This window comes from Streptomyces sp. NPDC107517, assembly GCF_055582645.1.
Genome location: NZ_JBVJPM010000008.1, coordinates 49815 through 72109, shown reverse-complemented (window position 1 = coordinate 72109; position 22295 = coordinate 49815). Strand labels below are relative to the sequence as shown.

Here is a 22295-nt window from a genome sequence, read left to right as displayed (position 1 = left end):
CCCATGTGATGACCTCGAGGCCCGTCGCCCCTCCGGGGACGACGGGCCTCTGTCGTCGTGCGGGTGCGGACGGTGTGCGGTCGCTCATCGATGAGGCAGCGGCGCAGCCCCATGTCGAAGGGGCGCGGGGAACTGCGCGAGCAACCCCACACCGCCCGCACCCGCACGACACAGCACCCCGCCGGCCGGGAAGGCGCAGGGCCGCCGCGGGCAGGCCCCCTGAAACAGCCGCTGCCGCAGAGGCAGAGGCGCCGCACAATTCCGGCAGGTAAGGTGCGGAGATCAGTAGACCGTTTGGTGAGGCCCCCGCACGTGTTGACTCAGACCACCACCCGGGTCCTCGAACCGAGTGACCTCGACGCCGCGCTCGCCGTGCTCGACCGCGAGCCGGTTACCAATGCCTTCGTCGCGTCCCGCGTCCAGGTCGCGGGCCTCGACCCGTGGCGCCTGGGCGGCGAGATGTGGGGCTGGTACGAGGACGGGATGCTCGAGTCCCTCTGCTACGCGGGCGCGAACCTGGTCCCGATCTGTGCCACCCCGAGGGCCGTGCGCGGGTTCGCCGACCGGGCCCGCCGGGCCGGGCGCCGCTGCTCCTCCATCGTCGGCCCCGCCGGGCCCACCGCCCAGCTGTGGCGGCTGCTCGAACCGAACTGGGGCCCGGCCAGGGACGTACGAGCCCAGCAGCCCCTCATGGTCACCGACCGGCTCCCCGACGACATCGCCCCCGATCCGTACGTCCGCCGCGTCCGCAAGGACGAGATGGAGACGATCATGCCGGCGTGTGTGGCGATGTTCACGGAGGAGGTCGGCGTCTCGCCGCTGGCCGGTGACGGGGGCCTGCTGTACCAGGCACGGGTGGCCGAGCTGGTCGGCTCCGGGCGTTCGTTCGCCCGGCTCGACGAGCACGGCAAGGTGATCTTCAAGGCCGAGATCGGCGCCGCGACGACGCGGGCCTGCCAGATCCAGGGCGTGTGGATCGCCCCCGAACACCGCGGCCGCGGCCTCGCCGCCCCTGGCATGGCGGCCGTCCTGCGCTATGCGCTCGCGGATGTCGCGCCGCTGGTCAGCCTCTACGTGAACGACTTCAACACCCCGGCGCGGGCCGCGTACCGCCGGGTGGGATTCGAGGAAGTCGGCGCCTTCATGAGCGTCCTGTTCTGACGCGCTCACGCGCTCGCTGTGGCACCTGTCTCACATATTTGGCGCCAGTTGACATTAGCGCCCCTTATGGAAGATAAAGAAGCTCCTTTGGTTCAAGCTTCACCCAGTGTGAACAACCTCCGTGTGCACACCGGCGTGGATGCTGATGAGTTTCTAAGCGAATGAGTGCCGCCATGCCCGACCGTGCCAGTGACCCCTCCCAGGCCTGGGAGGAGTGGCGTGCCGAGCGGCACCGCTCCGTCACCGGCCCCACCGGGAACCTCGCCCTCGTCGAGACCCGCTGGCTGCCCGCGGGTGAGCGCCCCGACCTCACGGCGGCCCGCGCCGGACAGCGCGACAGCGTGACCGTCACCACCGTCGAGCGCACCGACCTGGTGACCGGCGAGCCCGAGTACGCACTGCGCTTCTGGGACGCCGAGTCGCCCGCGATACGGAACTTCGAGCGCACCGACGCGTTCCCGTTCGACCCGGCCTGGGTCCTGGACGCCACGTACACCCCCGTCGAGGACGGCCGCCGCGTCGCCTTCGAGCACATCCGGGACAACGGCGGCACCCGCGATCTCGCCGTCCCCGGCGACATCGCGCTCACCGTCGACGGCACCGACTACACGCTCAGCGCCTTCGACGACGACGGCACGCTGCTGCTCGTCTTCGGCGACCCGACCAACGGGACGGCCACCTACGGCGCGGGCCGGTTCCTCTTCGTCGAGCACACCGGTGAGGGGCGGGTGCGGCTCGACTTCAACCGCGCGTTCGTCCCGCCCTGCGGGTTCTCCGATCAGTACAACTGTCCGATGCCGCCGCGGCAGAACCGCTTCCATCTGCCGGTGGAAGCCGGCGAGAAGCTCCCGGTCTTCCGCGCCGGCTTCGCCGACCAGCACTGATCTCCCGCGTTCCCCTTCCCGCGCCCGTACGAAGGCAGCCCCATGAACCTCCCCAAGAAGCCCCTGTCCGCCGGTGTGCTCACCGTCGCCCTCGCCGTGACCCTCGCCGCGTGCGGCGGCTCCGCCGACAACAGTGACAGCGCCGGCGGCAGTGGCGCGTACGACAAGAACGCCACGGTCAACATCGGCTCCCTGTACGAGCCGCAGAACCTGGACAACACCGGGGGCGGCGGCCAGGGCGTCACCGAGGCGCTGAACGGCAATGTCTACGAGGGCCTGTTCAAGCTCACCGACGACGGCAAGGTCGAGAACCTCCTCGCCAAGGACTACAAGGTCTCCGGCGACGGGCTCACCTACACCTTCACCCTGCGCGACGGCGTGAAGTTCCACAGCGGCAAGGCGCTGACCAGCAAGGACGTCAAGTACAGCCTGGAGAAGGTGCTCGCGCCGGACTCGCAGTCCGCGCGCAAGAGCAACCTCGAGGTCATCAAGGCGGTCGACACCCCCGACGCGAAGACCGTGAAGGTCACGCTGAAGCAGAAGTCGATCTCCTTCGTCTACAACTTGTCCTACGTCTGGATCATCAACGACCAGGCGAAGAACCTGAAGACGACCGAGGACGGCACGGGCCCGTACAAGCTGGGCAAGTGGACGCGCGGCTCCGCGCTCGGCCTCGACCGCTTCCCCGGCTACTGGGGCACCGCCGCCAAGAACAAGCAGGCCGTCTTCCACTACTACAAGGACGCGACCGCGCTGAACAACGCGCTTCTGACGAACGCCGTCGACGTCGTCACCAGCGAGCAGTCGCCCGACGCCCTCGACCAGTTCAAGGCCAACCAGAACTACAAGGTCAACGACGGCAACTCGACGACGAAGCTCCTGCTCGCCTTCAACGACAAGGCCAAGCCCTTCACGGACGTCAAGGTCCGCAAGGCCGTCTCGTCCGCGATCGACGACAAGAAGCTCCTCGAGTCCGTCTGGGGCGGCTACGGCAAGGAGATCGGGTCGATGGTGCCGCCCACCGACCCCTGGTACGAGGACCTGACCAAGGTCAACGCGTACGACCCGGCCGAGGCCAAGAAGCTGCTCAAGGAGGCCGGTTACGCGAAGGGCTTCAGCTTCACGCTGGACGCCCCGAACTACGACCCGCACCCGACGGCCGCCACCTTCATCAAGTCGCAGCTCGCCAAGGTCGGCATCACCGTCAAGATCAACACGATCACGCCCGACGAGTGGTACACGAAGGTCTACAAGAACCACGACTTCTCGGCCACGCTCCAGGAGCACGTCAACGACCGTGACGTCGTCTGGTACGGCAACCCCGACTTCTACTGGGGCTACGACAACAAGCAGGTCACCCAGTGGGTCGAGGACGCCGAGAAGGCGTCGTCCACCCGGCAGCAGACCGACCTCCTCAAGAAGGTCAACCGCAAGACCGCCGAGGACGCCGCCAGCGACTGGCTGTACCTGTACCCGCAGATCGTGGTGGCGAGCAGCAAGCTGTCCGGATACCCGCTCAACGGCCTGAACTCGCAGTTCTTCGCGTACGACATAAAGAAGGGCTGATGACCGGCTATCTCCTGCGCCGCCTCGCCTTCCTCGTCGTCTCCCTGGCGCTCGCGAGCGTCGTCCTCTTCGTGCTCCTGAGGATGCTGCCCGGCGATCCGGCGAACGCGCTCACCTCCGTGGGCGCCTCGCCGGAGCAGATCGCGGCGGCACGGCACTCCATCGGATCCGACAGGCCGCTGCCCGAGCAGTTCACCCACTGGATCGGGCAGCTCGCGACCGGCGACCTCGGCACGTCCTTCGTCAGCTCCCTGCCCGTCGGACCCGAGGTCACCCAGCGTCTGGGCGTCACCGTGCCGCTGACCCTGTCCGCGTTCGTGCTCGCCGTGCTGATCGCGGTCCCGGCCGGCTTCGTCGCCGCGTACAAGCGCCGGACCTGGTACGGCGCCCTGCTCAGCGGAGTGTCCCAACTGGGCATCGCCGTCCCGGTGTTCTGGCTCGGCATGATCCTCATCGCCGTGTTCGCGCTCAACGCGGGCTGGCTGCCGTCCGGCGGCTTCCCGCAGGACGGCTGGTCCGACCCCGCACAGGCGATCCGCTCCCTCGTGCTCCCCGTCGTCACCATCGCCCTGGTCATGTCGGCGTCCCTGATCCGCTATGTCAGATCGGCGACGCTCGACGTCCTCGACAGCGACTTCCTGCGCACCTCGCGCGCCCTCGGCTCCTCCTTCGGACAGGCCATGTGGCGCCACGGACTGCGCAACGCCTCCGTGCCGGTCATCTCGATCCTCGGCATCGAACTGGCGTCGACCCTGCTCGGCGCGGTCGTCGTCGAGTCCGTGTTCGCGCTGCCGGGACTCGGCTCCCTGCTCGCCACCGGCATCGCCCAGCACGACTACCCCGTCATCCAGGGCGTCCTGTTCGTCTCCACCCTCGCCGTGCTGCTCATCGGCTTCGTCGCCGACCTCATGCAGCGGCTCATCGACCCACGGCTGCGCCACCGGCTCTCGGGAGGCGCCCGATGAAGCGTTCCGCGACCCTGTGGACGGGGTGCGTCCTCGCCGGACTCATCGCCCTCATCGCGCTCGTCTCCCTCTTCTGGCTGCCGTACGACCCCTCGGACACCTCCGGCGGACGGCTCGCCGGACCCGGCGGCGGACACCTGATAGGCACCGACAAACTCGGCCGCGACCTGCTGACGCAGCTCATGACCGGATCCAGGATCGCGATCGCGGCCGGGCTCGGCTCCGTCGTGATCGCGGCCGTCGTCGGCATCACGCTCGGCCTCATGGCCGCGTTCGCGCAGGGCTGGTTCGACGACACCGTCTCGGCCCTGCTCGACATCCTCATCGCGTTCCCCACGCTGCTGCTCGCCATGCTGATCGTCTCCGCCCGCTCGGCGACCCTCACCTCGGCCGTCCTCGCGATCGGAATCGCGCAGAGCGCGATTGTCGCGCGGCTGACCCGGATCCTGGTCAAACGGGTCCTCGCGCAGGACTACATCACCGCGTCCCGCACCTCCGGCACCTCCTGGCCGCGGATCGTCGGCGCGCACGTGCTGCCCAACATCTGGCCGACGCTCGTGGTCAACCTGGCGCTCCAGTTCGGCCTCGCCGTCCTCGCCGAGGCGAGCCTGTCCTACCTCGGCCTCGGCGCCCCGCCGCCCAACGCCTCGTGGGGACGCATGCTCCAGGAGGCCCAGGCGACGTTCACGACCGCGCCGGCCGGAGCGCTCGCGCCCGGCATCCTCCTCGTCCTGCTCGTCATCGGCGTCAACCTCGTCGCCGACGGCCTGCGCGACACCTTCGACCCGGCCCGGCGCAGGAGGACGGCGGCATGAGCCTGCTCGACGTACGCGACCTCACCATCCGCACCGGCGACGGCCACGACCTCGTCCGCGACCTCAGCTTCTCCGTCGAGAGGGGTGAACGGCTCGGCCTCATCGGCGAGTCCGGGTCCGGCAAGTCACTCACCACCCTCGCCGTGCTCGGCCTGCTCCCCGACGGGATGACCGCCACGGGCAGCGTCGAACTCGACGGCACCCAGATCGTCGGCGCGAGCGAGAAGCGGCTCGCCGGCGTCCGCGGCAGCGCCGCCGCGATCGTCTTCCAGGAGCCGCTGACCGCGCTCGACCCGCTGATGCGCGTGGGCAGACAGCTCGCCGAACCGCTGCGACGCCGCCGCGGCCTCAGGGGCGACGCGCTCCGCAAGGCCGTCGCCGAAGCCCTCGAACAGGTCAGGCTGCCCGAACCCGGGCGCATCGCCCGCGCGTTCCCGCACGAGATCTCCGGCGGCCAGCGCCAGCGCGTGGCCCTCGCCATGGCGCTCGCCTGCGAGCCCGACCTGCTCATCGCCGACGAGCCGACCACCGCGCTCGACGTGACCGTGCAGTCCGAGATGCTCGTCCTGCTCGACACCCTCGTCGGCGAGCGCGGCATGGCCGTCCTCTTCGTCAGCCACGACCTGGCCGTCGTCTCACGCGTCACCGACCGCGTCCTCGTGATGAAGGGCGGGCGCGCGGTCGAGGACGGGACGGTACGCGATCTGGTGCGCGCGCCACGGCAGGCGTACACGAAGGCGCTCGTCGACAGCGCGCGGCAGCTCGAATCCGCCCTGGACCTGGGAGAGCCCCGATGACCGCCGTACTCGAACTCGACTCGGTCGGACACACCTACCGGGGGGCCGCGGCGCCGGTCGTCGAGGACGTCTCCCTCACCGTCGACGCGGGCCACAGCCTCGCGCTCGTCGGCGAGTCAGGAGCCGGCAAGACGACCCTGCTCCGGCTGCTGCTCGGCCTCGCCCGCCCCACCACCGGAACCGTCCGCTTCGACGGGGAACCGCTGCGGCTCGGCGACCGCGCGCAGATGCGGCGCTTCCGCCGCTCCGTGCAGTGCGTCTTCCAGGATCCGTACGCCTCCCTCGACCCACGCCAGCGCGTCAGCCGCATCGTCGCGGAGCCGCTGCGCTCGCTCGGCGTGGCCACCGGCGCCGCCGTGCACGCGAAGGTCGCCGAGGCCCTCGAACAGGTCGGACTCCCGGCGGACGCGGCATCGCGCTACCCGCACGAGTTCTCCGGCGGCCAGCGCCAGCGCATCGCCATCGCCCGGGCCACGGTGTGCGACCCACGTGTCCTGCTCGCCGACGAACCCGTCAGCGCGCTCGACGTCACCACCCGCGTCAAGGTCGTCGACCTGCTCGGCGAACTCAAGCAGGAGCGGGGCCTGACCATCGTCATGGTCTCCCACGACCTGTCCGTGGTGGCCGCCCTGTGCGAACGGACCGCCGTACTCGAACGCGGACGCGTCGTCGAGCAGGGCCAGACCCGTGACGTGCTCGGATCGCCCGAACACCCCTACACGCGGCGGCTGCTCGACAGCGTCCCCAGGCTGCCTGTTTGATCAGCTGAACGCCGCCGGACGGCCCTGTAGTCTCCCCGTCATGACCCAGGACGATGTCGTCACCATCGGGCCTCTCGACCTCGCGGAACACGTGGACGAGGCACTGGCCGTGCAGGCGTACGCCTTCGGCCTGAGCGACGACGAGATCGCCGTGCGCCGCCAGATCGTGCTGCGGCACCTCACCTACCCCGGAGCGCGCGCCCTGGGCGCCCACACTCCGGGCGGGCGCCTCGTCGGCTTCGTGTACGGCATGCCGAATGACCGCGCCCACTGGTGGTCCACGGTGGTCGAGCCCTATCTGCGCTCGCGCTCGCTGGACGGATGGCTCGACGACTCCTTCGTGATCACCGAGCTGCACGTCCATCCCCGCTACCAGAACCGCGGCATCGGCCGGTCCCTCATCACGACCATCACGGACAGCGCCGCCGAGCCCAGGTCGATCCTTTCCGCCATCGACTTCGACAGCCCGGCCCGCGGCCTGTACCACTCGCTCGGCTACGAGGACCTCGCCCGGCAGGTGCTCTTCCCCAGCGCTCCCCGGCCCTACGCGGTCATGGGCGCACCGCTCCCGCTGCGTCGCTGAAGGCAGCCGATTTCCGGGCGCGGGACGGACCCGGCTAACCTCCTGCACATCCCTATCTTTCGCAGCAGGAGTCAAAATCATGGCCCAGGTCCAGCGCATGTCCCGGTTGATGGTCAAGACACTGCGTGACGACCCGGCCGACGCCGAGACGCTCAACCACAAGCTGCTCGTCCGGGCCGGGTACGTGCGCCGCACGGCCGCCGGCATCTGGTCCTGGCTGCCGCTGGGCAAGAAGGTCCTCGAGAACGTCGCCCGCGTGGTCCGCGAGGAGATGGACGACATGGGCGGCCAGGAGGTCCTGCTCCCGGCCCTGCTGCCCAAGGAGCCCTACGAGGCGACGGGACGCTGGGAGGAGTACGGCCCCGAGCTGTTCCGCCTCAAGGACCGCAAGGGCGCGGAGTACCTCCTCGGCCCGACCCACGAGGAGATCTTCACGCAGCTGGTCAAGGACCAGTGCTCGTCCTACAAGGACCTGCCCGTGATCCTCTACCAGATCCAGGCGAAGTACCGCGACGAGGCCCGCCCGCGCGCCGGCATCCTGCGCGGCCGCGAGTTCCTCATGAAGGACTCGTACTCCTTCGACACCTCCGACGAGGGCCTGGCCGAGTCGTACGCCCTGCACCGCGAGGCGTACATCAAGATCTTCGAGCGCCTCGGCCTCGACCACCGCATCGTCTCCGCCGTCTCCGGCGCGATGGGCGGCTCGGCCTCCGAGGAGTTCCTCGCCCCGGCCCCGGCCGGCGAGGACACCTTCGTCGACTGCCCTGCCTGTGACTACGCCGCCAACACCGAGGCCGTCACCTTCGCCGCCCCGGCCCCCGCGAGCGCCGAGCACCCGGCCGTCGAGGAGCTCGACACCCCCGACACCCCGACCATCGAGACCCTCGCCGCCCACCTCGGCGTCGAGGCCGCACAGACCCTGAAGAACCTCCTGGTCAAGGTCGACGGCGAGATCGTCGCCGTGGGCGTGCCCGGCGACCGCGAGGTGGACCTCGGCAAGCTCGGCGAGCACCTCTCCCCGGCCGTCGTCGAGCTCGTCACGGCCGAGGACTTCGAGGGCCGCGACGACCTCGTACGCGGCTACGTGGGCCCGCAGGGCCTGGAGAAGGTCCGCTACATCGCCGACCCGCGCATCGCCGCCGGCACCGCGTGGATCACCGGCGCCAACAAGCCCGGCAAGCACGCGAAGAACGTCGTCGCGGGCCGCGACTTCGAGGTCGACGACTACCTCGACGTCGTCGTGGTCGAGGCGGGCGACCCCTGCCCCAAGTGCGGCACCGGCCTGCGCCTCGACCGCGCGATCGAGATCGGTCACATCTTCCAGCTCGGCCGCAAGTACGCCGACGCCTTCCAGCTCGACGTCCTCGGCAACCAGGGCAAGCCGGTCCGCGTGACCATGGGCTCGTACGGCATCGGCGTCTCCCGCGCGGTGGCCGCCCTCGCCGAGCAGACCGCGGACGACAAGGGCCTGTGCTGGCCCAAGGAGATCGCCCCGGCCGACGTCCACGTGGTCGCCGCCGGCAAGGCCCTCCAGACGGAGCTGGCGCTCGACGTCTCCCAGAAGCTGGGCGCCGCCGGCGTCCGCGTCCTGGTCGACGACCGCGCCGGTGTCTCGCCGGGCGTGAAGTTCACCGACGCCGAACTGATCGGTGTCCCGCAGATCCTCGTCGCCGGCCGCCGCTCGGCCGAGGGCATCGTGGAGCTGAAGGACCGCAAGACCGGCGAGCGCGAGGAAGTGACGGTCGAAGAGGCCATCGCGCGCCTCACGGCCTGATCCGCAAGCACTGAGGGCCGGGACGCTTCGTCCCGGCCCTCAGTCATGTTCGGCGACGGGCCCGTCCGGCCCGCACGCGAGCACCGTCAGAGCCAGCCCGCAAACTCCAGCAACAACTCCGCGTCCCGCTCACGCCCCACGCGCAGTGCCCGTACACCGGACTCCACCGCCCGGAACAGCGTCCAGCCGCGCAGCCGCTCCTGGTCCACGTCGAGGGACTCCGCGAGCCGCTTCACGCGCCGCCGCGTCGTCGCCGCGCCGGACGGCGACGCGATCAGGTCCTCCACCCGGTCCCTGACGAGCCGCGCGAGGTCGAAGGCGCACTCGCCGACCACCGGGTCGGGACCGACCGCGAGCCACGGCGTCCGCTCCCCGGCCAGCACCTTGCTCTGCCGGAACGTCCCGTGCAGCAGCCGCAGTTCAGGCGGCGCCACGAGCAGCTCGTCCCGCGCCGTGAGCGCCGCGTCGACCAGCGGCACGACATCCGGCTCCACGGCGGCGGTGGCGCGCATCGCCTCGGCCTGGCGGCCCGTCCGGTCGGCGACCGTCTCGCAGGAACGCCACGACGGCGGTTCCACCCACAGCCTGCGCAGCGTGCCGGCCGCCTCGAGGAGGGCCTTCGCCTCGGGCAGCGAGCGCACCGACACCTCGGGGTGCAGCCGTTCCAGGAGCAGGTCGCCGCCCTCGCCGAGCAGTTGCACCGCCCCGAACCCGTTCCAGTGCGTGAGAGCGGCGTGCTCGGCCTCCGGCCGGAAGCGCTCCGGGGCCAGCTTGAGGACCGCGGGCGTGCCGTCGGCCCGCCGCACCAGGACGACGAGACTGCTGCGCCCGCCCGGCACATGCACCCGCTCGACCGTCAACTCAAGCCGTTCCACGGCCTCCTGAAGAATATCCGGCACCCTCGCCAGCCACGCGGACGCTCCGTCGTCCCGCACCTCGCCGAGCGCGTTGACCAGCCGCTTCGGCGGTTCGAAAGACATGTGCGAGTAACTCCCTTCCCCGTGAGCGTCCCCGTGACGGCGGACGGTACGTGTGACCGTGGCGGCTACGCCTGCGGTGTCGCGGACGCCCGGGGCGCCGCGGACCGCTCGGCGAGACCAGGGAAGGCTACGCTGCCGCCGCGCCACCGCACCGCGCGCACCGCCGCCTCCCGCAGCGCGTCCGCCGCGCCACTGCGCCGGGCGCCCTCGGAGGCCCGCACAAGGTCCGCGTAGACGCCGGCGACGCGGTCCTCGATGTCCGCCGCGAGCCGCGCCGCCGCCGCCGAGTCCGGCACGGGGAAGGGCAGTGCGTAGGCGCCTGCCGACGGCTCGGGCTCGCCGCCGAGGTCGCGGACCGTGCGCCGCAGGTCGTCACGGCGCGCCCGGTGGGAGTCGTACGCGGTGCGCGCCTCGGGCCTGCGGCTCTCGCCGATCCGGCCGCCGACGACGCCGTACCCGTACACAGCCGCGTGCTCGGCGGCCAGTGCCGCCTGGACCGCGGTGAGGAGCTGCTTGTCGCTGTCGTCCTTGTCGGCCATGTCAGTCCTTCGTCAGCAGATACGCGTGTCCGGCACCCGCGGCGGCCACCGAGGCGAGCAGGCGGGCCAGTTCGGCGGGGGCGTCGACCAGGGCCGCCGCACGGCGGTCGGCCAGCTGCCGCTCGGCCTCCGCCAGCGCCCGCACGGTGTCCTTCTCGGAGGCCGGTGAGGCGGAAGGCGACGGCGACGGGGACGGCGACGGGGAGGCCGAGGCCGGTGCGGCCGGGCGCGCCGGCGCACCGAAGCCCGTCGCGTGCCGGGCCACTTCGTCGCGCAGCGGGCCGAGCCGCGTAGCCAGGGCCGGATGGGCGGCGAGCGCGGCTTCGTACCGGTCGAGGAGGGCGCCGCTGTCGCGGGCCGCGCGCGCCTTGATCCGCTGCGCGGCGGACACGCTGTGCGCGCCCCTTGCACCGTCCGAAGCGGGGTCCTCGCCGTCGGAACAGCCCGTCAGGAGCGCGGCCCCGGCCACCGAGGCCAGCAGGCTCCTTCTACGCGGCCCCGCGGGGGCCCCAGTGGTCAACGGCACGGCAGACGTCCTCGGCAGGAAGGATGGCAGGAAGGATTCAGCAGGAGCGGCGGGCGGCAGGCCCGGTGATCACCGTACCTTCGGCCCATGTCGGGTGGACGGCAACACCCCCCTGGACCGGATACCCTTTGACCTGACACACGACGAGACCACAACAGCACACGCGGCCGAGGAGTCACCCGGATGAGCACCACCCAGAGCGAGAGGCTGCGGTCACTACTGGAACCGCTCGTGAGCTCTCAGGGCCTCGATCTCGAAGAGATCGAAGTGGCATCGGTCGGACGCAAGCGAGTGCTGCGAGTCGTCGTCGACTCCGATTCCGGAGCCGATCTGGACCAGGTCGCCGATGTGAGCCGCGCGCTCTCGGCGAAGCTCGACGAGACGGACGCCATGGGTGAGGGCGAGTACGACCTCGAGGTGGGCACCCCCGGCGCCGAGCGGCCGCTGACCGAGCACCGGCACTACGTGCGCGCGGTCGACCGCCTGGTGAAGTTCCAGCTGGCCGACGGCGCCGACACCGAGCTCGTCGCGCGGATCCTGAAGGTCGACGACGAGGGCCTGGACCTCGAGGTGCCCGGCGTGAAGGGGCGCAAGCCCACCGCCCGCAGGCTCACCTTCGACGACATCGCCAAGGCGCGTGTCCAGGTCGAGTTCAACCGTAAGAACAAGAACGAAGAGAATGCAGAGGAGGCGTAGCCGTGGACATCGACATGAGTGCCCTGCGGGGTCTGGTGCGGGAGAAGGAGATCTCCTTCGACCTGCTGGTCGAAGCGATCGAGTCGGCCCTCCTCATCGCCTACCACCGCACCGAGGGAAGCCGTCGCCACGCGCGCGTGCGCCTCGACCGTGAGAGCGGCCATGTGACGGTGTGGGCGAAGGAGGACCCGGCGGACCTCGAAGAGGGCCAGGAGGCCCGGGAGTTCGACGACACCCCGTCCGACTTCGGCCGTATCGCCGCGACGACCGCGAAGCAGGTCATCCTGCAGCGGCTGCGCGACGCCGAGGACGACGCGACGCTCGGCGAGTACGCCGGCCGCGAGGGCGACATCGTGACGGGCGTGGTCCAGCAGGGCCGCGACCCGAAGAACGTGCTCGTCGACATCGGCAAGCTCGAGGCCATCCTGCCGGTGCAGGAGCAGGTCCCCGGCGAGGAGTACCAGCACGGCCTGCGCCTTCGCTCGTACGTGGTGCGCGTCGCGAAGGGTGTGCGCGGTCCTTCCGTGACCCTGTCGCGCACGCACCCGAACCTGGTGAAGAAGCTGTTCGCGCTCGAGGTCCCCGAGATCGCCGACGGCTCCGTCGAGATCTGCGCCATCGCGCGCGAGGCCGGGCACCGCACGAAGATCGCGGTCCGCTCGACCCGCTCCGGCCTGAACGCCAAGGGCGCCTGCATCGGCCCGATGGGCGGCCGTGTGCGCAATGTCATGGCCGAGCTCAACGGCGAGAAGATCGACATCGTCGACTGGTCCGACGACCCGGCGGACATGGTGGCCAACGCCCTGTCCCCGGCGCGCGTGTCCAAGGTCGAGGTCGTGGACATGGCCGCCCGCTCCGCGCGGGTGATCGTGCCCGATTACCAGCTGTCGCTCGCCATCGGCAAGGAGGGCCAGAACGCCCGCCTCGCCGCGCGCCTCACCGGCTGGCGGATCGACATCCGTCCGGACACCGAGCAGCAGTCGGCGGAGTAGCCACCACAAAGATCACGACAACAACCGTTCGATTTTTGCCCCAAAGGGGTGAGGTCGGTGCGGGGAGGTAGACTTAAGCGTGTCTGGCCGGACGCATGCCGGTGCATGCCCAGAGCGCACGTGTGTGGGATGCCGGGAGCGAACGGCCAAGAGCGATCTGCTGCGCATCGTGGTGATCGAGGGTGAATGTGTCCCCGATCATCGCGGTACGCTGCCCGGCCGGGGTGCGTATGTGCATCCCGCCCTGGTCTGTCTCGACCTGGCGGTCCGCCGCCGGGCGTTCCAGCGGGCGTTCAAAGCCCCTGGACCGTTCGATACGGAGGCCCTGCGCCACCGCGTCGAGCAGGTAACACCGTAGAACGTGCCGTACGGGACCCCGTGCGGTCCTGGTACCCCCGCGAGTTGGAAGTAGGTCGAGATTGCGATGAGCACTCGATGAGCACGCGATGAGTACGCCCATGAAGTAGCGACGGTCCGGCGTAACCCGGACCTAAAAGGAGCGAAGTGGCTAAGGTCCGGGTATACGAACTCGCCAAGGAGTTCGGGGTGGAGAGCAAGGTCGTCATGGCCAAGCTCCAAGAACTCGGTGAATTTGTCCGTTCGGCGTCCTCGACGATCGAGGCGCCTGTAGTACGCAAGCTGACTGACGCCCTCCAGCAGGGCAGTGGCGGCGGCAAGCCCGCCGCCCGCAAGGCCGCGCCCGCGAAGCCCTCGCCGGCCCGTCCGACCCCGTCTCCGGCGCAGGCCGCAAAGCCTGCTGCTCCGCGCCCGCCGGCTCCCAAGCCTGCCGCCGCCGCGGAGAAGCCCGCTGCCGCCGCCCCGGTGACCCCGGCCGCCGGTCAGCGTCCGACGCCCGGCCCGAAGCCGGCTCCGCGTCCCGCGGCTCCGGCCCCGGCCGCGCCCGAGTTCACGGCGCCGCCCGCGGCTCCGGCCGCTCCCGCTGCCCAGGCCCCCGCGGCCTCCCCGGCAGCCGGTCCGCGTCCGGGTGCCCGTCCCGGTGCCCCCAAGCCCGGTGGCGCCCGTCCGGCCGGTCCCGGCCAGGGTGCTCAGGGCCAGGGCCGTGGCGAGCGCGGCGACCGTGGCGACCGTCAGGGTGCCCCGCGCCCCGGCGGCCAGGGTCAGGGCCAGCGTCCCGGCGGTCGTCCCGCCGGCCCGCGTCCCGGTAACAACCCGTTCACCTCTGGTGGCTCCACCGGCATGGCGCGCCCCCAGGCGCCCCGTCCCGGCGGTGCCCCGCGTCCCGGCGGCGGCCAGGGCGGCCCCGGCGGCCCGCGTCCGCAGGGCGGCCCCGGTGGCGCCCCGCGTCCGCAGGGTGGTCAGGGCGGCGCCCGTCCGACTCCGGGCGGCATGCCCCGTCCGCAGGCCGGCGCTCCGCGTCCGGGTGGTGCCCCCGGTGGTAACCGTCCGAACCCGGGCATGATGCCGCAGCGTCCCGCTGCCGGCAGCCCGCGTCCCGGTGGTGGCCCCGGCGGTGGCCGTGGTCCCGGCGGCGGCGGTCGTCCGGGTGGCGGCGGCGGTCGTCCCGGTGGCGGCGGCTTCGCCGGTCGTCCGGCCGGTCCCGGTGGCGGCGGTGGCGGTTTCGCCGGTCGTCCCGGTGGCGGCGGTGGCGGTTTCGCCGGTCGTCCCGGTGGCGGTGGCGGTTTCGCCGGTCGTCCCGGTGGCGGTCGTCCCGGTGGTCCCGGTGCCCGCGGTGGCACACAGGGTGCGTTCGGCCGTCCCGGCGGGCCCGCCCGTCGTGGCCGCAAGTCGAAGCGGCAGAGGCGCCAGGAGTACGAGGCCATGCAGGCCCCGTCGGTCGGCGGCGTCATGCTGCCTCGCGGCAACGGACAGTCCGTCCGTCTGTCGCGCGGTGCCTCCCTCACCGACTTCGCGGAGAAGATCAACGCCAACCCGGCGTCGCTCGTCGCCGTGATGATGAACCTCGGCGAGATGGTCACTGCCACGCAGTCCGTCTCCGACGAGACGCTGAAGCTCCTCGCGGATGAGATGAACTACATCCTCGAGATCGTCAGCCCCGAGGAGGAGGACCGCGAGCTGCTCGAGTCCTTCGACATCGAGTTCGGCGAGGACGAGGGTGGCGAGGAGTTCCTCGTCGCGCGTCCGCCGGTCGTGACCGTCATGGGTCACGTCGACCACGGTAAGACCCGACTGCTCGACACCATCCGCAAGACGAACGTCGTCGCGGGCGAGGCCGGCGGTATCACGCAGCACATCGGTGCGTACCAGGTCTCCACCGAGGTCAACGAAGAAGAGCGCCGCATCACCTTCATCGACACCCCGGGTCACGAGGCGTTCACCGCCATGCGTGCCCGTGGTGCCAAGTCGACCGACATCGCGATCCTCGTGGTCGCGGCCAACGACGGCGTCATGCCGCAGACGGTCGAGGCGCTCAACCACGCGAAGGCGGCCGGTGTGCCGATCGTCGTCGCGGTCAACAAGATCGACGTCGAGGGCGCCGACCCGACCAAGGTGCGCGGTCAGCTCACCGAGTTCGGTCTGGTGGCCGAGGAGTACGGCGGCGACACGATGTTCGTCGACATCTCCGCCAAGCAGGGTCTGAACATCGACTCCCTGCTCGAGGCCGTGGTCCTGACCGCGGACGCCTCGCTCGACCTGCGGGCCAACCCGGAGCAGGACGCGCAGGGTATTGCGATCGAGTCGCACCTCGACCGTGGCCGCGGTGCCGTTTCGACCGTCCTCGTCCAGCGCGGCACGCTGCGCATCGGCGACACGATGGTCGTCGGCGACGCGTACGGCCGTGTCCGCGCGATGCTCGACGACAACGGCAACAACGTCGAGGAAGCGGGTCCCTCGACCCCCGTCCTCGTGCTCGGTCTCACCAACGTCCCGGGTGCCGGCGACAACTTCCTGGTGGTCGACGAGGACCGTACGGCCCGTCAGATCGCCGAGAAGCGTGCCGCTCGTGAGCGCAACGCCAACTTCGCGCGCCGCGGCGTCCGGTTCTCCCTGGAGAACCTGGACGAGGCCCTCAAGGCCGGTCTGGTGCAGGAACTCAACCTCATCATCAAGGGCGACGCGTCCGGTTCGGTGGAGGCTCTCGAGTCCTCGCTGCTCCAGCTCGACGTCGGCGAAGAGGTCGACATCCGCGTCCTGCACCGCGGCGTGGGTGCCGTCACCGAGTCGGACATCGACCTGGCGACCGGCTCCGACGCGATCGTCATCGGCTTCAACGTCCGCGCTGCGGGCCGCGCGGCCCAGATGGCGGACCGCGAGGGCGTCGACGTCCGCTACTACTCGGTGATCTACCAGGCCATCGAGGAGATCGAGGCGGCCCTCAAGGGCATGCTCAAGCCGGAGTACGAAGAGGTCGAGCTCGGCACGGCGGAGATCCGCGAGATCTTCCGCTCGTCCAAGCTGGGCAACATCGCCGGTGTGCTCGTCCGGTCCGGCGAGGTCAAGCGCAACACCAAGGCGCGCCTGCTGCGCGATGGCAAGGTCATCGCGGAGAACCTCAACATCTCCGGTCTGCGTCGTTTCAAGGACGACGTCACCGAGATCCGCGAAGGCTTCGAGGGCGGTATCAACCTCGGAAACTTCAACGACATCAAGATCGACGACGTCATCGCGACGTACGAGATGCGCGAGAAGCCGCGCGCCTGATCCGCGCACGGTGAAGGTCGGGGCCGGTCGGCGGGACGAAATCCCGTCGATCGGCCCCGGCCGTTCCGTGTACGGTTCGGGTGTCCCCGCCAAGTGGTTGGCGGGGCCACGAACCCGAACCGGCGGGACATCCGGACATACATGTATGTGGGGACTCTGTCCTTTGATCTGCTCCTCGGCGACGTTCACTCGCTGAAGGAGAAACGCTCCGTGATCCGCCCGATCGTCGCCGAACTCCAGCGCAAGTACGCGGTGAGTGCGGCGGAGACCGGGAATCAGGAACTTCACCGCAGGGCCGAGATCGGCCTGGCGATGGTCTCCGGGGACACGGGGCACCTCACCGACGTACTGGACCGGTGCGAGCGTCTGATCGCCGCCCGTCCCGAGGTGGAGCTGCTCTCCGTTCGACGCAGGCTCCACGGCGACGAAGACTGACTTTAAGAGCAAGGCGAAGAAGGAGACGGCGCAGTGGCCGACAACGCGCGGGCGAAAAGGCTGGCGGACCTCATCCGAGAGGTGGTGGCCCAGAAGCTCCAGCGCGGGATCAAGGACCCGCGGCTCGGTACGCATGTGACCATCACGGACACCCGGGTGACGGGTGACCTGCGGGAGGCGACCGTCTTCTACACGGTCTACGGCGACGACGAGGAGCGTGCCGCTGCCGCGGCCGGCCTCGAGAGCGCCAAGGGTGTACTCCGCTCGGCGGTGGGCCAGGCGGCCGGTGTGAAGTTCACGCCGACCCTGGCCTTCGTGGCGGACGCCCTGCCGGACAACGCCCGGGCCATCGAGGACCTCCTCGACAAGGCCCGGATCTCGGACGAGAAGGTCCGGGAGGTGTCCGCCGGCGCCGAGTTCGCCGGGGGCGCGGACCCGTACCGCAAGCCCGAGGACGAGGACGGCGCGGACCAGGACGGCGAAGCCCAGGAATGACCCAGAAGAACACCCCGACGCCCGACGGTCTTGTCATTGTCGACAAGCCGTCGGGCTTCACTTCGCACGACGTGGTGGCCAAGATGCGCGGGATCGCGAAGACCCGCCGCGTCGGCCACGCGGGCACGCTCGACCCCATGGCGACCGGTGTCCTGGTCCTCGGTGTGGAGCGGGCGACCAAGTTGCTCGGCCATCTCGCGCTGACCGAGAAGGAGTACCTGGGCACGATCCGGCTCGGCCAGAACACGCTGACCGACGACGCCGAGGGCGACCTCACGTCGTCCACCGACGCGTCCGGCGTGTCCCGCGATGCGATCGACGCCGGGGTCGCCAAGCTGACCGGCGCCATCATGCAGGTCCCGTCCAAGGTCAGCGCCATCAAGATCAACGGCGTGCGTTCCTACAAGCGGGCCCGCGAGGGCGAGGAGTTCGAGATCCCGGCGCGGCCGGTCACCGTCTCGTCCTTCACCGTCTACGACATCCGGGACGCGGTCGCCGAGGACGGGACCCCGGTCCTCGACCTGGTCGTCTCGGTGGTCTGCTCGTCCGGGACATACATCCGGGCCCTCGCCAGGGACCTGGGCGCCGGCCTCGGCGTCGGCGGTCACCTCACGGCGCTGCGGCGCACGCGGGTCGGCCCCTACAAGCTGGACTCCGCGCGCACCCTCGACCAGCTCCAGGAGGAGCTGACCGTGATGCCCGTCGCGGACGCCGCTACCGCCGCGTTCCCCCGCTGGGACGTGGACGCCAAGCGCGCCAAGCTGTTGCTCAACGGCGTCCGTCTGGAGGTGCCCGGCGAGTACGCGGGCGCCGGGCCCGTCGCCGTGTTCGACCCCGAGGGCGTGTTCCTCGCGCTCGTGGAGGAGTCGAAGGGCAAGGCGAAGAGCCTCGCCGTCTTCGGCTGATCTCTTCGCCGGCCCCCGCCGTGGAGCGGCGCGCAGTCAGCCGCGTGCCGCTCCACGATCCCCCTCCCCAAGGGTCTGTCCATCACCCCCGATCTGTTCACCCCTTCGGGCGGGCGCTCGGAGTGAACCGAGGGAGTGGAAGGGGGCGCGTTCGCTCCGGCGCCTGTTCCGCTGATCATCGCGCGCCTACCGTCGGTCCTACGGGGCGTGGCGGGAGGTTCGACGATGGCGGGACGTGGCCCCCGGGCCAGGGACGGGGACGCGACGGGTCCCGGGACCGGTCCACCCCTCGTCCGTGTCTTCGACCTGGCCGGACGCCCGCGCGGCGTCGGCTTCGTCGCCGACGACCACGGGACGGTCGTCACGAGCCATGAAGTCGTGGACGGACTCGGCCGCGTCGTGCTGCGTGCGCCCGGCGGGATCACCTGTGTCGTGGGCGCAGCCGATGTCGTCCCGCTGCCCGGGTCGGCCCTCGCGCTCATCCGCACCGACGCGACGGAGGGCCTCGGCATGCGCCCGCTGCCGGTGGCCGTCCGGGGTCCGGCCGGGGCCGGGGCGTATGTGCGGATCGCCGCCGGGGGCTGGCGCGAGGCGCGCGTCCTCGGCCATGCCGACGTCACGTACACCGCGACCGACGGCTTCCATATCGTCCCCGGGGCCATGGAGCTGGCCATCGGCACGGACGGCCGCGACGCGCTGCGGCTCGGGGGAGGGGCCGCCGGGGGACCCGTCGTCGACACCGCCTCCGGCTCCGTCCTCGCCGTTCTCGGCACGGCGCTCGAGGCCGGACACCGCGCCGCCGGGTTCGCCGTGCCGCTGCGGGAGGCCGCCGCCGCCGACCCGGACGGGCCGCTCGCCGCGCTTCTCGCGCGGAACGCGGCCACCGTGCCGGTGTACGGGGACGAACTCAACCTGGCGGGCTCGCTCCAGCTGACGGCCACGTCGGTCGGATCCGACGGGCCGGGCGCGGTCCTCGACCCGGAGCCGGTCGAACGGCCCGAAGTGGCAAGGGAGTTCGCCGAGTTCGAGGTGTCCGACGCGACCGTCCTCGCCCTCGTGGGGGCACCGGGCAGCGGCCGAACGACGGAGCTCGCCGCGTATGCCGCGCGCCGCGGACGTGGCGCCCACCCCGCCCCCACCCTCTGGCTGCGCGGCGCGGATCTGCAGGGCGACGACCGGAGCGTGGCGGACGCCGCGCGGCGGGCGCTGGTCAGGGCCGGGCGCATCGTCGCGGCGTCACTGCCCGGGGCCGCCCCCGGACAGACCGGGGAGCCCGTGGGCCCGGAACCCGGCGGCGCCGGCGTCGGTGATGTGTCGCCGGAGCGGATCGCGGCGCCCGCACGCGCCGCCGGCCGTCCCCTCGTGCTGCTGCTCGACGGGCCCGAGGAGATGCCGCCCGTCCTGGCGCACCGGCTGGCGGAGTGGACCGAGGGCACGGCGCGCTGGCTGCGGGAGACCGGCGTGCGACTCGTCGTGGCGTGCCGGGGGGAGTACTGGGAGCGCGCGGGCGAGCTGTTCCCGGCCCGGGTGCTGTACGGGCACACGGGGCGGCTGCCCGCCTGTGTCCCGCTGGGGGAGCTGGCCGGGGACCAGGCCCGCGTGGCGCGGGAGCGGTACGGGCTGCCCGAGAACGCGCTCGCCGGCCGCGACGCACGGCATCCGCTCGCGCTGCGGCTCCTCTCCGAAGTACGGGCCGCGCTGCCCGGACCCGTGCCGGGCAGCGCCGACCGGGACGCCGTCTTCGCCGCGTATCTCGACCTCATGTGCCTGCGCGTGGCGGTGCGCCTCGCCGCTGTGAACGGGCTGCGCGGCACGGCCGTGCGCAGGCTCGCCGCCCGGGTGTCCGGGCAGGTCCACGAGGCGGCGCGGCGCTGCCTGGGGCCGGGTCAGGGCGAGCTGGACCGGGAGGCGTTCGAGGAGGTGTTCCCCTGGGGTGCGCTGCCGGGGCGGCACGGCGGGGGCGTCACGGCGTGGGCCCCGGCCGTCCTCACCGAAGGCGTACTGGTCCCTGCGGGGCGCGGCTACCGGTTCGCGCACGAGGAGGTCGCCGACTGGATCCAGGGCATGCACCTGGACCTGGACGAGGCGCTGCGGGCGCTCGTCCACCGCGACCGGGACGCCGGCCGGGCCGTGCCCGCGGTGCCCGTGCCCCGGCATCGCGCGGGCCCCGTCGTCCAGGCCCTCCTCCTCGTCGAACGCCAGCAGGGGCCGGCCCGACTCGGGGCACACCTCGCCGAGTTGGCGCTCAGGTCCCTGACAACCGGAGACGCCGACGCCTCCTGGTGGGCGGCCCACCTCGTCGAGGAGGCGCTCCTGCGCGTGCCCGACGCCACTCCCTATCTCGGGGTGCTCGAACCACTCGCCGACCGCGGACGCCTCGACCCCTCGTTCTGGCGCCGGATCCCCGTCACGGACGCCGACCGCCTCGGCCTCCTGCGCCGCCTCGTCGTGCACGATCCGCCGCCCGGGAGTCACGACCGCCACCTGGACACCGTGGCCGACCTGCTCACCGCGGACCCGGCCGGCGTCCAGGTCCACCTCACCCGCTGGTTCGACGACGCGCGGCCGCTGCCCGCACTGCCCGACGCGACCGTCGCCACCGCTGCCCAGGCGCTCCTGCACACGCACCGGCACCGCGCCGTCGACGACCTCACCGAGGCCCTCGCCGACTGCGCGCACCCGCACGCCGACGAACTCCTCGCCGTGCTCGCCGACGAGGAGCCGTCCGCGCTGTGCCGCGCCGTCGACCGCTGGGCCCACGACGAGCGCCCCGCCCGCCGCGCGTCCGCCGTCACCTACGCGCTGCGGATCGCCCCGCACGTCACCACGGACGCCGATCGCAGCCTGCTGCGCTACTCCGCGCTCGCCCTGCTCGCCCGCACCACCGACAGCGCCCGGCACGGCGCCGCGCTCGCCCTCCTCGTGCGCGACCCGCAGACCCGCGACACCTATCTGGCGCGCGCCCTGGAGCGGTTCGCGGACGGCGACCCGCAGCTGCCCGTGAGCGCGCTCGCCGCCGCCCTCGCCACGCACCCGGAGCCCGTCCTGCGCGCCTTCCGGGACCGTGCGCGGGAGCCGGGCGGCGCGGCCGACGTGCTGGGGGCCCTGGCCGCCGTGACGGCGCCCGCACTCGCGCGGCGGGCGGCCGCCCTCGTCGAGGAGCTCTCGGCGGACCGGCCCGACGCCGCTCAGGACGTCGCCGCGTACGTCGACCGGTGCCTGGAGCACGGGCCGGCCGGGCGAGCTGTCCTCTTCCCCCTTGTCACGGGGCTGCTCCGCACCTGTCCGGGCCCCGGGCGGGCCGCGCTCGCGCCCGTCCTCGCCGCACCCGGCACCGGCGCCTCACGCGCCCTGCGATGCGAGCTCCTCGACGTACTGCTCGCCCACGAGGACGACCCGGACGTGCTGGACGCCGTCCTGCGGACCGCCGCCCGCAGCGCCGGGGGAGCCGGGGCGACCCGCACCCGCGACCTGGTGCGGCGCACCGGACAGCGGCTCGTCCGCACTCCGGAGGGAGCCGCACGCTTCGACCGCGGTCTCGTCGAGGTCGCCGACTCGGTGCCCGGGTTCGCCGCACTTCTCGTCCAGTGGCTGGAGGGGGCGCCGCGCGAGTGGGCCGCCCTCGTCGGGCCGAGCGCCCGCCGCATGATCGAGGCCCTGGCCGGCGTACGCGTGCCCGCCTGACCTGCCCATGCCGGTACGGCGCCTCCCGATGCGGGGCGTGGGCGCTCGGCATGGCACTCTTAGACCTGCGTATTCGGCAAAGAGACGTAACAGTCGTACACAGGTTCGCGAGGAGC

The 22295-nt window shown here is 71.8% G+C and carries 20 protein-coding genes; 17 read left to right on the top strand and 3 right to left on the bottom strand.

Features of this window, described 5'->3' with window-relative positions:
• The first annotated feature begins 312 nt into the window (after positions 1-312).
• The 9 genes from ACZ67T_RS19965 (at position 313) to ACZ67T_RS19925 (ending at position 9306) form a co-directional block, all read left to right on the top strand.
• Complete coding sequence (locus tag ACZ67T_RS19965; protein WP_469985629.1) at positions 313-1161, top strand: GNAT family N-acetyltransferase; 849 nt, start codon at positions 313-315, stop codon at positions 1159-1161.
• 161 nt (positions 1162-1322) lie between these two features.
• Positions 1323-2045, top strand: coding sequence for a DUF1684 domain-containing protein (locus tag ACZ67T_RS19960; RefSeq protein ID WP_469985627.1), 723 nt, complete (start codon positions 1323-1325; stop codon positions 2043-2045).
• A gap of 42 nt (positions 2046-2087) precedes the next feature.
• Positions 2088-3611 carry an ABC transporter substrate-binding protein gene (locus ACZ67T_RS19955; protein ID WP_469985626.1) on the top strand — a complete coding sequence of 508 codons (1524 nt, stop codon included), beginning with the start codon at positions 2088-2090 and terminating at the stop codon, positions 3609-3611.
• Entirely contained in the window at positions 3611-4576 is a 966-nt protein-coding gene (locus tag ACZ67T_RS19950; protein ID WP_469985624.1) for an ABC transporter permease, read from the top strand. The genes ACZ67T_RS19955 and ACZ67T_RS19950 overlap by 1 nt, the downstream gene beginning before the upstream one ends.
• Positions 4573-5391 carry an ABC transporter permease gene (locus tag ACZ67T_RS19945; RefSeq protein WP_469985622.1) on the top strand — a complete coding sequence of 273 codons (819 nt, stop codon included), beginning with the start codon at positions 4573-4575 and terminating at the stop codon, positions 5389-5391. Before ACZ67T_RS19950 ends, ACZ67T_RS19945 begins: the two co-directional genes overlap by 4 nt.
• On the top strand, positions 5388-6188 hold the full coding sequence (locus ACZ67T_RS19940) for an ATP-binding cassette domain-containing protein (protein ID WP_469985621.1): 801 nt from the start codon (positions 5388-5390) through the stop codon (positions 6186-6188). The genes ACZ67T_RS19945 and ACZ67T_RS19940 overlap by 4 nt, the downstream gene beginning before the upstream one ends.
• The gene (locus tag ACZ67T_RS19935) at positions 6185-6949 is read left to right on the top strand and encodes an ABC transporter ATP-binding protein (protein ID WP_469985619.1); all 765 of its coding nucleotides are present in this window, start codon (positions 6185-6187) and stop codon (positions 6947-6949) included. Before ACZ67T_RS19940 ends, ACZ67T_RS19935 begins: the two co-directional genes overlap by 4 nt.
• Positions 6950-6989: 40 nt before the next feature.
• A complete protein-coding gene (locus tag ACZ67T_RS19930) occupies positions 6990-7532 on the top strand; it encodes a GNAT family N-acetyltransferase (RefSeq protein ID WP_453777169.1) in 543 nt (180 codons plus the stop codon).
• Between the two features lie 79 nt (positions 7533-7611).
• Complete coding sequence (locus ACZ67T_RS19925) at positions 7612-9306, top strand: proline--tRNA ligase (RefSeq protein ID WP_469985617.1); 1695 nt, start codon at positions 7612-7614, stop codon at positions 9304-9306.
• 86 nt (positions 9307-9392) lie between these two features.
• On the opposite strand, the gene ACZ67T_RS19920 is transcribed toward ACZ67T_RS19925, so the two are convergent.
• The 3 genes from ACZ67T_RS19920 to ACZ67T_RS19910 all read right to left on the bottom strand — a co-directional run bounded on the left by ACZ67T_RS19920 (position 9393) and on the right by ACZ67T_RS19910 (position 11216).
• Entirely contained in the window at positions 9393-10286 is an 894-nt protein-coding gene (locus ACZ67T_RS19920) for an aminoglycoside phosphotransferase family protein (RefSeq protein ID WP_469985615.1), read from the bottom strand.
• Positions 10287-10351: 65 nt separating this feature from the next.
• The gene (locus ACZ67T_RS19915) at positions 10352-10825 is read right to left on the bottom strand and encodes a ferritin-like domain-containing protein (RefSeq protein WP_469985613.1); all 474 of its coding nucleotides are present in this window, start codon (positions 10823-10825) and stop codon (positions 10352-10354) included.
• Position 10826: 1 nt separating this feature from the next.
• Complete coding sequence (locus ACZ67T_RS19910; protein WP_469985611.1) at positions 10827-11216, bottom strand: hypothetical protein; 390 nt, start codon at positions 11214-11216, stop codon at positions 10827-10829.
• Between the two features lie 318 nt (positions 11217-11534).
• On the opposite strand from ACZ67T_RS19910, the gene rimP reads away from it, so the two are divergent.
• The 8 genes from rimP (at position 11535) to ACZ67T_RS19870 (ending at position 22179) form a co-directional block, all read left to right on the top strand.
• Positions 11535-12047 carry a ribosome maturation factor RimP gene (gene rimP / locus ACZ67T_RS19905; protein ID WP_227297568.1) on the top strand — a complete coding sequence of 171 codons (513 nt, stop codon included), beginning with the start codon at positions 11535-11537 and terminating at the stop codon, positions 12045-12047.
• A 2-nt stretch (positions 12048-12049) separates the two neighbouring features.
• Positions 12050-13039: a transcription termination factor NusA gene (gene nusA, locus ACZ67T_RS19900; protein WP_469985609.1), complete on the top strand. Its 990-nt coding sequence runs from the start codon at positions 12050-12052 to the stop codon at positions 13037-13039.
• Between the two features lie 79 nt (positions 13040-13118).
• Positions 13119-13397, top strand: coding sequence for a YlxR family protein (locus ACZ67T_RS19895; RefSeq protein ID WP_266743885.1), 279 nt, complete (start codon positions 13119-13121; stop codon positions 13395-13397).
• A 146-nt stretch (positions 13398-13543) separates the two neighbouring features.
• Complete coding sequence (gene infB, locus ACZ67T_RS19890) at positions 13544-16660, top strand: translation initiation factor IF-2 (protein WP_469985607.1); 3117 nt, start codon at positions 13544-13546, stop codon at positions 16658-16660.
• A 141-nt stretch (positions 16661-16801) separates the two neighbouring features.
• Complete coding sequence (locus ACZ67T_RS19885) at positions 16802-17095, top strand: DUF503 domain-containing protein (RefSeq protein ID WP_116509238.1); 294 nt, start codon at positions 16802-16804, stop codon at positions 17093-17095.
• Between the two features lie 33 nt (positions 17096-17128).
• The gene (rbfA, locus tag ACZ67T_RS19880; RefSeq protein ID WP_469985605.1) at positions 17129-17590 is read left to right on the top strand and encodes a 30S ribosome-binding factor RbfA; all 462 of its coding nucleotides are present in this window, start codon (positions 17129-17131) and stop codon (positions 17588-17590) included.
• On the top strand, positions 17587-18495 hold the full coding sequence (gene truB / locus ACZ67T_RS19875) for a tRNA pseudouridine(55) synthase TruB (RefSeq protein ID WP_469985604.1): 909 nt from the start codon (positions 17587-17589) through the stop codon (positions 18493-18495). The genes rbfA and truB overlap by 4 nt, the downstream gene beginning before the upstream one ends.
• Before the next feature lie 225 nt (positions 18496-18720).
• On the top strand, positions 18721-22179 hold the full coding sequence (locus ACZ67T_RS19870; RefSeq protein WP_469985603.1) for a serine protease: 3459 nt from the start codon (positions 18721-18723) through the stop codon (positions 22177-22179).
• Positions 22180-22295: the final 116 nt, after the last annotated feature.